Source organism: Bacteroides faecis, assembly GCF_020091505.1.
Lineage (GTDB): Bacteria > Bacteroidota > Bacteroidia > Bacteroidales > Bacteroidaceae > Bacteroides > Bacteroides faecis.
On sequence record NZ_CP081916.1, the window covers coordinates 2,087,681 to 2,101,593 of the forward strand.

General features: G+C 44.9%; 6 protein-coding genes. All 6 read left to right on the forward strand.

Annotated elements, in window-relative coordinates:
• The 6 genes from K6V30_RS08295 (at position 1) to K6V30_RS08320 (ending at position 13,839) form a co-directional block, all read left to right on the forward strand.
• Positions 1 to 1,626 (forward strand): RagB/SusD family nutrient uptake outer membrane protein, encoded by a 1,626-nt coding sequence (locus tag K6V30_RS08295; protein WP_055268545.1) that lies wholly within the window; start codon positions 1 to 3, stop codon positions 1,624 to 1,626.
• Between the two features lie 307 nt (positions 1,627 to 1,933).
• The gene (locus K6V30_RS08300; protein ID WP_055268546.1) at positions 1,934 to 4,219 is read left to right on the forward strand and encodes a GH92 family glycosyl hydrolase; all 2,286 of its coding nucleotides are present in this window, start codon (positions 1,934 to 1,936) and stop codon (positions 4,217 to 4,219) included.
• Positions 4,220 to 4,225: 6 nt separating this feature from the next.
• Positions 4,226 to 6,565: a GH92 family glycosyl hydrolase gene (locus K6V30_RS08305; RefSeq protein ID WP_081030732.1), complete on the forward strand. Its 2,340-nt coding sequence runs from the start codon at positions 4,226 to 4,228 to the stop codon at positions 6,563 to 6,565.
• 29 nt (positions 6,566 to 6,594) lie between these two features.
• A complete protein-coding gene (locus K6V30_RS08310) occupies positions 6,595 to 7,389 on the forward strand; it encodes a basic secretory family protein (RefSeq protein WP_010536582.1) in 795 nt (264 codons plus the stop codon).
• Positions 7,390 to 7,400: 11 nt separating this feature from the next.
• Positions 7,401 to 9,734: a GH92 family glycosyl hydrolase gene (locus K6V30_RS08315; protein ID WP_055268547.1), complete on the forward strand. Its 2,334-nt coding sequence runs from the start codon at positions 7,401 to 7,403 to the stop codon at positions 9,732 to 9,734.
• A gap of 160 nt (positions 9,735 to 9,894) precedes the next feature.
• On the forward strand, positions 9,895 to 13,839 hold the full coding sequence (locus K6V30_RS08320) for a helix-turn-helix domain-containing protein (protein WP_055268548.1): 3,945 nt from the start codon (positions 9,895 to 9,897) through the stop codon (positions 13,837 to 13,839).
• Positions 13,840 to 13,913: the final 74 nt, after the last annotated feature.

Genomic DNA, 13,913 nt, shown 5'->3' on the forward strand with positions numbered 1-13,913 from the left:
ATGAAACTATTAAAAGTATATATATCTGCATTCTGTATGTGTTCACTCTCTCTGTTGTTGAACTCATGCGACAATTTCCTGAAAGAAGAACCATTGGACATGAAGTCATCCGACCAGTTCTGGAAGACGAAAGCCGATGCGGAATCGGGTGTCAACGCACTGTATTTCGGCGGTGTACCTTATCTGCATAATACGGATGTGGGGGGTGGCTGGACTCCTAAAGCGACCATGTGGGGTGGTATCGTATCCGGATTGTATGTTGACAAGCGTAAGGACAGAACATTTACTACTGCATCCGAAGGGTGTAATTTCAATATTGAATCCTTTGATGATATTGCTATGAAATACTGGCATGAGTTTTATAAAGGTATTTCACGTGCCAATTTCGTGATTGCCAACATCCCGACAATGACTAGTGTGCTGGACGAAGCCACTATTAATAATTATGTGGCTCAGGGTAAATTCTTCCGGGCATACGGATATTTCTGGCTGGTCAAGGAATTTGGCGGCGTGCCTTACATCTCCGAGCCTTACACCTCTACGGAAGGTATGTACAAAGAACGTCTTTCTGCCGAGGAAATATATAAGAATATCGAAACCGACTTGCTGGATATCGTCAATGGAGACGCATTGCCTAATAAGACATTCTATGATAATGGCTGCTATGTCACCAAAGCGATGGCACAAACCTTGTTGGCACAAGTCTACCTGCAATGGGCAGGTGCACCGCTGAATGGTGGAGCGGATTATTATGATAAAGCGGCACAGATGGCTCTGAAAGTAATCAATGAAGGCCCTCACAGTCTGATAGATCCGAATGGAACAACTGACGGTCTGAATTCTGCATACAACGTGATCAAGACTACGAAGTCTTCTGCTGAAATCATCTATGCCAAAGAATATAACTATAGTGATTACAGTGTAGGTAACTCGTACGCCTGTCGTTCTATCGGAGCGGATGCTTTCCAATGGGGAGTGTTCCATCCGGGAGGAGACGTGCTGTATAATGCATATCTTCCATGTAATATGTTGATTGACAGCTATGATCCTGCTGATATCCGGGGACATGAGAAGCAATTCTTCTTTAAGGAATATACCGATGCAAGCGGAAAGACTCATACACTGAACAATGTAGGAAACTGGGCATGGTTTGATGAGAGTGCTCTGATTAATGGTCATGATGGTGATTATAATATGCCGGTATTCCGCTATGCGGAGGTTTTGCTGATTGCTGCTGAAGGTCTGGCACGGACAGGACATGAAGGGGATGCTGTTGGTGGCGCTAAATATTACCTCAATCAGGTACGCAAACGTGCTGGATTGGCTGATGAGACAGCTACGGGAGACGCTTTGGTTCAATCTATCCTGACTGAACGCTTGCACGAATTGCCATTGGAATTTAAGATTTGGGATGATATTCGTCGTACCCGTTTATATCCGGAAGCATCTGCTGAAGCAGGAAAATTGAAATGGACTGCCCTTTCATCTGCTCAGATTCAGAACAAGCCGGATGGAAGCACAAGAGCTGGTGCTATTCCCGAATATGCTTTGTTATGGCCTATTCCGTTGGACGAAATTCAGGCTAACCCATCTTTGGAAGGACATCAGAATCCGGGATGGAATTAATCAGATAATTGCCGGTAAATATTTGCTTTGAGTGGAATTGGAGAGAGGGTAAAGCTTAGTTATCCTCTCTCTTTTACTTGAATAGTGACTCTCCCGGTTGTACTCTCATGATACACCGATATTCATTATGCTTTGATTCTCAGTTGTTTAATTTGTACTCTCATTGACACTCTTATCCTTTGAATGACTATACAGGCATTTTTTCTGATTTTGGCGTATGAGAGGACTGATAATTGCTGAAAGATGCGTTAATTTGTAACGTGAATAATACTTGCTAATCTAATATTAATAGTTTAACTTTTATATCATGAATAAACAGAAACTACTGTCTGTCACAATGACCCTGCTATTGGGAGTCTCTTCTGTTTTTGCACAAAAGCAACCGGTGGATTACGTGAATCCCCTGATGGGAACCGACTCCAAAATTTCGCTCTCCAACGGAAATACTTATCCTGCCATCGCACTTCCCTGGGGGATGAACTTCTGGATGCCGCAGACCGGAAAGATGGGCGACGGCTGGGCTTACACGTATGCTTCTGACAAAATCAGAGGTTTCAAGCAGACCCATCAGCCCAGTCCCTGGATCAATGACTACGGACAGTTCTCCATCATGCCGATGACCAAACAGCTGAAGATAGATCAGGACAGCCGTGCTTCCTGGTTTTCGCACAAAGCAGAGAAAGCAACTCCCTATTATTATAGCGTTTATCTGTCAGAGTATAACATGACAACGGAGATTGCCCCGACAGAGCGTTGTGCATACTTCCGTTTCACGTTCCCCGAAGCATCCGATGCTTATGTGGTAGTAGATGCTTTCGACCGTGGTTCGTATGTGAAGGTGATTCCTGAAGAAAATAAGATTGTAGGTTATACGACACGTAACAGTGGCGGTGTTCCGCAGAATTTCAGGAACTACTTTGTGATAGAGTTCGACAAGCCTTTTACATTTAATAAAGTATGGGCGGACTACCATCTGGTAGAGACACATCTTGAACTGCAATCCAATCACGTAGGTGCTGCCATCGGTTTTTCGACAAAGAAAGGCGAGCAGGTGCATGCCAAAGTGGCTTCCTCATTCATCAGCCCCGAACAGGCGGAACTGAATCTGAAAGAAATCGGAAACAAGACATTCGAACAGACCAAGGAAGCCGGACGTAAAGCTTGGAATGACGTACTGGGACGTATCAAAGTCGAAGACGATGATGAGAACCGGATGCGTACCTTCTATTCTTGTCTGTATCGTTCGGTATTATTCCCCCGTATGTTCCATGAAGTGAATGCGAAGGGTGAAACCGTACATTACAGTCCTTATAACGGTGAAATCCGTCCGGGCTATATGTTTACCGATACCGGATTCTGGGATACATTCCGTTGCCTGTTCCCCTTCGTCAATCTGGTATATCCTTCGATGGGCGAGAAGATGCAGGAAGGACTGTTGAATACATACCTTGAAAGCGGATTCTTCCCCGAATGGGCAAGTCCGGGACATCGTGGTTGTATGGTCGGAAACAATTCGGCTTCTGTAGTGGCAGATGCTTTCATGAAGAACGTGACCAAGGCAGATGCAGAGAAAATGTATGAAGGTTTGCTCAAGGGAGCCAACAGTGTACACCCGAGAGTTTCTACAACAGGACGTCGTGGATACGAATATTATAATAAACTGGGCTATGTACCTTACGATGTGAAGATTAACGAGAATGCTGCCCGTACGCTGGAGTATGCATATGATGACTGGTGCATCTACCGTATGGGTGAAAAGTTAGGCCGTCCGGCGGAAGAACTGGAAGTTTATAAGAAAAGAAGCCAGAACTATCGCAACCTGTTCGATCCGGAGACTAAACTGATGCGCGGAAAGAATGCTGATGGAACTTTCCAGACTCCTTTCAACCCGTTCAAATGGGGAGATGCCTTTACCGAAGGAAACAGCTGGCACTATACGTGGTCTGTATTCCATGATGTACAGGGACTGGCCGATCTGATGGGTGGAAGAAAGATGTTTGTCAGCATGCTCGATTCAGTATTCAACCTTCCACCGATATTTGATGATAGCTATTATGGAGGCGTGATTCATGAAATCCGTGAAATGGAGATTGCTAACATGGGGAACTATGCGCACGGCAACCAGCCTATCCAGCACATGATTTACTTGTATAACTATGCAGGCGAACCCTGGAAAGCCCAGTACTGGCTGCGTGAAGTGATGAACCGCCTTTACTTTGCCACTCCCGACGGCTATTGCGGCGATGAAGACAACGGACAGACTTCTGCCTGGTACGTGTTTACCGCTTTGGGGTTCTATCCGGTATGTCCGGGCAGCAATGAGTACGTGATGGGTGCTCCTTATTTCAAGAAAGCGACGATCACACTGGAGAACGGCAAGAAACTGGAAATCTCCGCTCCCAAGAACAGTGATGACAATCGTTACATCCGTTCGCTGAACTATAACGGCAAGAACTATACAAAGAATTACCTGAATCACTTCGACTTGCTGAAAGGCGGACATCTGGTATTTGATATGGATAATAAACCGAATAAAGGAAGAGGTATTAACGAATCCGATTTCCCCTATTCCTTCTCTCGTGATAAAAAATAAGCAGGTATGAATAAGATGAAAAAGAAAGTATTGATGATGACTATGGCGGCGGCAACCTTGTCTGCCGTAGCTCAGCAACCGGTAGATTACGTTAATCCGATTATCGGAACCAATGGTATGGGGCATACTTTTCCCGGTGCCTGTACACCTTTCGGATGGGTACAATTGAGTCCGGACACAGATACAATACCACATAATATAAACGGTGCATATCAGAAAAACGCTTATGAGTATTGTGCCGGTTACCAGTATCGGGACAAGACCATTGTCGGTTTCAGTCACACCCACCTCAGCGGTACGGGACATTCGGACTTGGGAGATATCCTGCTGATGCCTGCTGTCGGTGATCTGAAGCTGAACCCCGGACGGGCGGATCATCCGGAAGAAGGATACCGTTCGCGTTTCAGTCATGCCACCGAAAAAGCAACTCCCGGATATTATGAGGTAATGCTGGACGACTATGGCATTAAAGCTCAGATGACTGCCACGCAGCGGGTCGGTGTACATAAATATACGTTCCCGAAAGGAAAAGACGGTCATTTGATTCTGGACTTGGTGCATGGTATCTATAATTATGACGGCAAAGTATTGTGGGCAAACCTGCGGGTGGAAAATGATACATTACTGACAGGATATCGTATCACTAACGGATGGGCACGCACGAATTATACCTATTTTGCTATTTCCTTGTCACAACCGATCAAGGACTACGGTTATAAGGATAAGCAAAAGGTACTGTACAACGGATTCTGGCGTCGCTTCAACATGGAAAAGAATTTTCCCGAAATCACCGGACGTAAGATTGTTGCCTATTTCAACTTCGATACGGCTGAGGACCCGGAACTGGTTGTGAAAGTAGCGCTTTCGGCAGTCAGTACGGAGGGGGCTGTTAAAAATCTCCGTGCCGAAGCTTCCGGAAAAAGCTTTGAACAGCTGGCTGAAGCTGCCCGGACAGACTGGAACAATGAGCTAGATCATTTCGAAGTAGAAGGTACCCCCGACCAGAAGGCAATGTTCTATACTTCGCTTTATCATACCATGATTAATCCGTCCGTATATATGGATGTGGACGGTTCTTATCGTGGTTTGGATCACAATATCCATCAGGCCAAAGGATTTACTAACTATACGATTTTCTCGCTTTGGGATACATACCGTGCGGAACATCCGTTCCTCAATCTGGTGAAACCGGAACGCAATGCGGATATGGTAGAATCTATGATCAAGCATGAGCAGCAGAGTGTACACGGCATGTTGCCGGTCTGGAGTCTGATGGGAAATGAGAACTGGTGTATGAGCGGTTATCATGCTGTATCGGTGTTGGCCGATGCGATAACCAAAGGAGTCTTTTCGAATGCTGACGAGGCGTTGGCGGCGATGGTCAGTACTTCTACCGTACCTTATTACGAAGGAGTAGCCGATTATATGAAGCTGGGCTATATCCCCTTGGACAAGAGCGGTACGGCGGCTTCTTCCACGCTGGAATATGCCTATGACGACTGGACTATTTATCAGACGGCATTGAATGCGGGTAATAAAGAACTGGCCGAAACGTATCGGAAGCGTGCTCTGAACTACCGTAATATCTATGATACAAGTATCGGCTTTGCCCGTCCCCGCTATAGTGATGGTACATTCAAAAAAGAGTTCGATGTGTTGCAAACTTATGGTGAAGGCTTTATCGAAGGTAATTCATGGAACTTCTCCTTCCACGTACCGCATGATGTGTTTGGTATGATGGATCTGATGGGAGGAGAAAAGACATTCGTGCAGAAGCTGGACGAACTCTTCTCCATGCATCTGCCGGAGAAGTATTATGAACATAATGAGGATATTACGGAAGAATGCCTGGTGGGCGGATATGTGCATGGCAATGAGCCGAGCCATCATGTTCCTTATCTGTACGCATGGACTTCGCAACCGTGGAAGACGCAGTATTGGCTGCGTGAGATTCTGAACAAGATGTACAAGAATGACATCAATGGACTGGGAGGAAATGATGATTGCGGACAGATGTCGGCATGGTATCTATTCTCTGTCATGGGTTTTTATCCGGTTTGTCCGGGCACAGATCAGTACGTGCTGGGTGCACCTTATCTGCCCTATGTCAAATTGAAGCTTCCCAATGGGAAAACATTAGAGATCAAGGCACCCGGTGTCAGCGACAAGAAACGTTATGTGCAGTCGCTGAAACTGAATGGAGAGTCTTATGATAAAATGTACATCACACACGCGGATATCCTGAAAGGAGGCGTACTGGAATTTAAAATGGCGTCATCGCCGAATAAACGTCGGGGATTATCAGCTGAGGACAAACCTTACTCATTAACGAACGGAATCAATTAACAGCATCAATAAATAATCAAGAAAAGAATATGAAAAAGAGACATTTGGTATATGCAATTGGCCTGATAGTGGGCATGGGAGCTTGTGCGGCAAGTGCAAAGAAGCAGGCAGAATCCAAACCGGACGTATGGAAAAGCTACAATGTAGGAACGATCTTGTTTGAAGATAAAGCTCCGGAAACGAAAGGTTCGGACATTTATCACCGGATTATTCCGGATGCGGAGTCTTATATCAAGGAGCAGGCCCGTACTGTATTGGCCACTCTTTACAATTCGCCGGAAGACAGCATCACTCCGGTGAGCAAGATACATTATACACTCGAAGACATCGAAGGTATTTCTGCCAAAGGTGGTGGTAATGGAGATGTTACGATCTTCTACAGTACTCGTCACATTGAAAAGTCATTTGCTGAAAACGATACAGCCAAGTTGTTCTTTGAAACACGTGGTGTACTGCTGCATGAACTGACTCACGCGTACCAGCTGGAACCACAGGGAATCGGCTCTTACGGAACCAACCGCGTATTCTGGGCATTTATTGAAGGAATGGCAGATGCCGTACGTGTGGCTAACGGTGGATTCGACGGACCGAATGCACGTCCGAAAGGGGGAAACTATATGGATGGCTATCGCACGGCAGGCTATTTCTTTGTTTGGCTGCGCGACAACAAGGACCCCGAATTTTTACGTAAATTCAACCGGAGTACACTGGAAGTGATTCCCTGGTCGTTTGACGGAGCCATCAAGCATATCTTAGGAAAAGAATATAGTATAGACGAATTATGGCATGAATATCAGGTTGCCGTAGGTGATATACAGGTATAATGTGAATAGATATGGTTAATAAAGTAGGAAGAAAAAGATTGTTTTTGGTTTGGTCGTGTCTGGTGAGTATCTTGCCGGGCATGGCTCAAACTGAAAAGCTGACGGACTATGTGAATCCGTTTGTCGGTACGGATGGTTACGGAAATGTCTATCCCGGTGCACAGATTCCTTTCGGAGGAATCCAGATGAGTCCCGATACGGACAGCCGTTTTTACGATGCAGCTTCCGGATACAAATACAACCATCTGACGCTGATGGGATTTAGTCTGACGCATTTGAGCGGAACGGGGATTCCGGACTTAGGCGATTTTCTGTTTATACCGGGAACGGGGGAAATGAAACTGGAACCTGGTACGCATGAAGACCCCGATAAAGGCTACCGTTCGCGTTACTCGCATGATAAAGAGTGGGCTTCCCCCAATTATTATGCTGTGGAACTGGCAGACTATGGAGTGAAGGCCGAAATGACTTCCGGTGTGCGCAGCGGTATGTTTCGCTTTACTTATCCTGAGTCGGACAGTGCATTCATCATGATTGACATGAATCATACGTTGTGGCAATCCTGCGAATGGTCCAATCTGCGTATGATAAACGATTCGACTATCACCGGCTACAAACTGGTGAAAGGGTGGGGACCGGAACGCCATGTATACCTGACAGCTACTTTCTCAAAGAAACTGACCGGACTGCGCTTTATGCAGGACAAGAAGCCGGTGATTTATAATACTTCCCGGTTCCGCAGCTCTTACGAAGCCTGGGGAAAGAATCTGATGGCTTGTCTCTCTTTTGATACGAAGGCAGGAGAAGAGGTGATTGTGAAAACTGCAGTTTCGGCAGTCAGCACAGATGGCGCCCGGAATAATATGAAGGAACTCGACGGATTGACTTTCAACGAGTTGAAGGCGAAAGGGGAAGCACTCTGGGAAAAGGAACTCGGAAAATATACGTTGACTGCTGACCGAAAGACAAAGGAAACGTTTTATACTTCCGCCTATCATGCAGCCCTGCATCCTTTTATCTTTCAGGATTCGGACGGACAATTCCGTGGCTTGGACAAGAACATAGAAAAGGCGGAAGGCTTCACGAACTATACGGTGTTTTCCCTTTGGGATACGTATCGGGCTCTGCACCCTTGGTTTAACCTGGTTCAGCAAGAGGTGAATGCGGACATTGCGAATTCTATGTTGGCTCATTATGACAAGAGTGTGGAGAAGATGCTTCCTGTCTGGTCTTTCTACGGCAATGAAACTTGGTGTATGATTGGCTATCATGCCGTTTCGGTGTTGGCAGACATGATTGTGAAAGAGGTGAAAGGCTTCGATTATGAGCGTGCCTACGAAGCGATGAAGACCACAGCGATGAATCCGAACTACGACTGTCTGCCGGAGTATCGTGCTATGGGATATGTACCTTTCGACAAGGAGGCCGAGTCCGTTTCTAAAACGCTGGAGTATGCTTATGATGATTATTGCATCGCACAGGCAGCCAGGAAATTAGGCAAAGAAGACGATTACCATTATTTCCTCAACCGTGCCTTGTCTTATCAGACATTGATTGATCCCGAAACGAAATATATGCGCGGACGCGACAGTAAAGGAGACTGGCGCACCCCGTTTACTCCGGTTGCCTATCAGGGTCCGGGATCGGTACATGGCTGGGGAGACATTACAGAAGGGTTCACCATGCAATATACCTGGTATGTGCCGCAAGACGTGCAAGGATATATCAATGAAGCTGGTAAGGAACTGTTCCGCAAGCGGCTGGATGAGCTTTTCACGGTAGAACTGCCGGATGATATTCCCGGCGCGCATGATATTCAGGGACGTATCGGTGCCTATTGGCATGGAAATGAGCCTTGCCATCATGTCGCTTACCTTTACAATTACCTGAAAGAACCTTGGAAATGCCAGAAATGGATACGCACCATCGTGGACCGTTTCTATGGAAACACACCGGATGCTTTGAGTGGCAATGACGATTGCGGACAAATGTCGGCATGGTATATGTTCAACTGTATCGGTTTCTATCCGATTGCTCCGTCCAGTAATATTTATAATATCGGTTCGCCTTGTGCAGAGGCTATTACCGTCCGGATGAGCAATGGAAAAAATATTGAGATGACAGCGGATCATTGGTCGCCGGAGAACCTGTATGTGAAAGAACTGTATGTCAATGGCAAGAAGTACGATAAGTCTTATCTGACGTATGATGATATTCGTGATGGAGTAAAACTCCGTTTTGTCATGAGCAGCAAGCCTAATTACAAACGGGCGGTGTCGGATGAGGCGGTAGCTCCTTCTATTTCTTCACCGGGAAAGACTGTGAAATATAGTCGGCCCAGGTGAAAAAAGTTCCTTGTCCACTCGTATTTCACTCATTTGTTAACTTGACGATTGATATCTGCGAAAGTGGCGTAATGGTGCAAATTACACGAAAATAATTTGTTTTCTATTGTTTAAAGTATAACTTTGTTCCATTAACCATAGAGAAATCTTGTATTTTGTAATGAAAATATTCTCTCTTTTGATATTCATCTCCTACTTTTGCTTGTTTGATTGTCTGGCTGGTAATTCTGAGAATGATTCCTTTTTCTTCTCAAAAGTAGGTTACCAACAAGGATTATCTAATAGTGCAGTGATATCGGTTTTTCAAGATAGTGCCGGTTTGATGTGGTTTGGAACGTATGATGGAGTCAATTGCTATGATGGAAGGGATATGGATGTTTATCGTTCCGATTTTTCAACCAACCTGAGCAATAATGTAATTTATCGTATTCGTCAGGCAGACAGCAATTGTCTTTGGATAACTACGGGGGCAGGTCAGAATCGTTTCTCTCCTGTCCTTCGTAAAGTAGTCGGTACTTATGAACTTCCCAGCGAAAACTGTCTGCATTCCAACCGGAATGGAAATACATGGGTCATCGGTTACGACTGGATACGCTATTATAATACGCGTTATGACCGCTTTGTGGAGGTGGAGCGCCCTCCCATGGTGATAGACAACCTTACGATGCGCGCTTTTGTTACGGACGACGGGAAGTTATGGGTATTCCCCAATTCTTCCACAGGCGAAATATACCAGTTCTCGGTAGATTCTTTCGATCAGGACACTTTAGATGTCTCCTCCCATCTCTTCACTTACGCATTCCATTCCAAGCCGATTGATTACGTCTACTATCAGAACGATGTGTTTTGCTTTGTAGACGCGGATAAAGACTTGTATATGTACGATATTTCCCGTAAATCAAAGATATACATCCGTAATATTGCTTCTTTGGTTCAGAAATATGGGGAGATCAAAGGTATTGTACCATTTTATGAAGATATAATTATCGGCTTTTGGACGAACGGACTGATTCGTTTACGTACCTCACAGAAATATAAAGAAGAGATTGTCGATCAGAATGTGCGGATCTTTGATGTGTATAAAGACTCCAAGCAAGGAATACTGTGGCTTGGAACCGATGGACAGGGGACTGTCATGTATGCAAAGAAGTATTCTATAGCTACCAATTTGATGATGAGTGACCTGTCACCTAACTTAAGCAGGCAGGTCCGTTCTCTGATGACTGATAAATACGGAGGCTTGTGGTTTGGAACCAAAGGAGACGGGTTGTTGCGTGTACCCGATTATCGGAATGGAGTGGATGCGGCGAAAGCGGTCGTTTACTTCCCCGATTTCAAGCAACATGCCTCTTCTTATAGCAAGGGGCATAAGGAATTTCAGGTATATGCTTTGCAGCAGAGTCACTATATGGATGGTTTCTGGGTGGGTTCCGGTCTTTACGGTTTGTTATATTATTCATTTAAGGATGATTGCCTCCGACAGGTGGTTGATACTGTAGGCAGGCATGACATGGAAATACATGCCATTCATGAAGCCAATGATTCTGTTCTCTATCTGGCAACTTCCAATGGCGGACTTTGCAAGGTGACACTGGACAAAACTACCGGTCGGATTCGCATCAAGGAACGGAAGGATTATCATTTCTTTTATGAACAGAACGAAATACACACATTCTTTTCCATGATACCCGAAGGGGATTCTATTCTGTGGTTGGGTAGCCGTGGGAGTGGCCTTGTGCGATTTAACAGGCAAACGGAGGAATATCAGGTGATCTCTCTCAAATCGCTGTTGCATAAAGCGGTAGATGATGTTCTTTGTATGTATCGGTTCCCTGACGGTCGGATGTATATCGGCACTACTTCGGGACTGGTTTGTCTGACGTTTAAAGGGAGCAAAATAGAGGCGGGATATATCGGACGTGAACAGGGATTGTTGAATGATATGATTCACGGTATCCTGAAAGACGCGAATGACTTTCTTTGGTTGGGAACTAATAAAGGACTTATCAAGTATAATCCCGTCAATTGTTCTTCGCATACGTACTATTATACCGGTGGGGTACAAATCGGAGAATTTAGCGACGATGCCTATTACAAATGCCCTTATACCGAGAATCTGTTTTTCGGAGGGGTCGACGGTATAATTTATATGGAACAGGAGAATGCCATTGCTCCGGAATATTACCCCAATATCATATTGCGTAAATTGTTTATCGGACGTACTGAAGCTAAGTTGGCAGATTATTGTACGGAAGAAGAAGGCATAGAGCTAAAAAGCTCGACTGTCGCTTTCTCTTTAAGATTTGTCGTCCCCGATTATATCAGGGGGGCGGATGTCGAATATTCTTATATGCTTGAAGGCTATGATAAGGAATGGACTCCATTTAACAGTATCACGGAAGCTTCTTATTCACAAGTACCGGTGGGCGACTATGTCTTTAAAGTACGCTATAAAAAAGATGTGTTTGATACGGCATACAAAACCTTTTCCATTCCCCTGCATATTTCCCCTCTTTGGTATCAGACGACTCTGGCACGTATCATCTATACGCTATTGGCCATACTGATCATCCTTTATGTGGCTTATTTATTGAGAAGATACTTCCGGAACGAGCAGATGATAAAAATGATGCGCGACTCGGAGAACAAGAATATTCCTTCGGGAACAGTAGGTGAAAGTCCGGGCAGGGATTTAGTGAACGGTCTTACTTTAATTTATCAGATGTGTGACCATTTGCGGGCGGAGAATACGACATATGAACAGCGTTATGCAAAGATAGAACTGGTGCGTGAAACGGTGATGTCGTTACTGTTCTCTTCCGATGCCCTCTCCAATGAAGAACTCACTACTTTGTCGCCTGTCAATTTTACCATATCAGGATGTCTGTGCTTAAAAGAATTGGCAGAAGAAGTACTGCAAGTATTTAGAAAGCGCGGTGAAGATGTTTCGAAGATTCATATCGCCCTGTCGGATAGTTTCAGTTTCGAGATATACAGAAATGCTCTGCGCTATGTCTTCTATTATATTTATTTCTTTTCCTGCCACAGGAAAGACGGAGCAGGCATCACCATAGATGCGACAAAAGAAGAAGGCAAGATGCTCCTGACTGTAATCTCGGAAGATGGATCGGTGAAGGAATTGTATGAAGCTTTATCAGGTCAGCTGCCTGCTATGGAGGCAGACCGGATGGATGAGGCATTCCAGATGAGGATCTTTCAGCATTTTGCACAGGCAGCTTTGGAGCAGGTCTGCGATGGTATTCGCTATGAAGACAGAGAACAAAAACAACATCTGACTCTTACCTTTTCTCCTGTAAAAGCAACCGAATCATCGTCTGTGAAGAAAACGGTATTATTGCTCGAAGACTGTGATGAAATGGTGTGGCTTATTAGTAATTTGCTTTCAGATGAATTTGTGGTTCACCGCGTCAAAACGATTCAGGCCGCTTTCGAATATGTGAAACAGAATACTCCTACCGTATTTCTTGTGGATATGCTGATGTATGCTGACGCTGAAGGAACCTTTATGGAGTATGTCAATAAGCACCGTTCTCTGTTGTCGAAGGCAGCCTTTGTTCCTATGCTTAGCTGGAAAGCCTCTTCTACAGTTCAGCAGGAACTTATAAAGTGGTCCGATTCGTATATTGTGCTTCCTTATGACATTCTGTTTTTGAACAATGTGGTCCATAAGTCGGTGTATGGCAAACAGGAGGCCAAGCAGATTTATGTCGAAGAACTGGGCAGCTTGTCAGAACGAATCATATGCTACACTCAGGAACAGGCCGATTTTATCAGGAAGTTCCTGCAAATAGTAGAGCAGAATCTGGATAAGGAGGACTTGGGGTCTACTTTCATTGCCGACCGGATGGCGATGAGTCCCCGTCAATTTTACCGCAAGTTGAAAGAGATTTCCGGTATGTCTCCCAGTGATTTGATAAAGAACTATCGGATGGAGAAAGCTGCACGTTTGCTGTCAAATGATGAGTTGTCTATTCAGGATGTCATTTCGGATGTAGGGATTGCCAGCCGTTCTTATTTCTATAAAGAGTTCACTCGTAAGTTTGGTGTGACTCCTAAAGACTACAGGGAATTGCATAAGAAATGACTTTTCCTCCCTCTTTTCTGTATTCGTATCCTCTCTTTCCTTTTGTGCTCTCTTTGCGCATATAGTATTTGTAA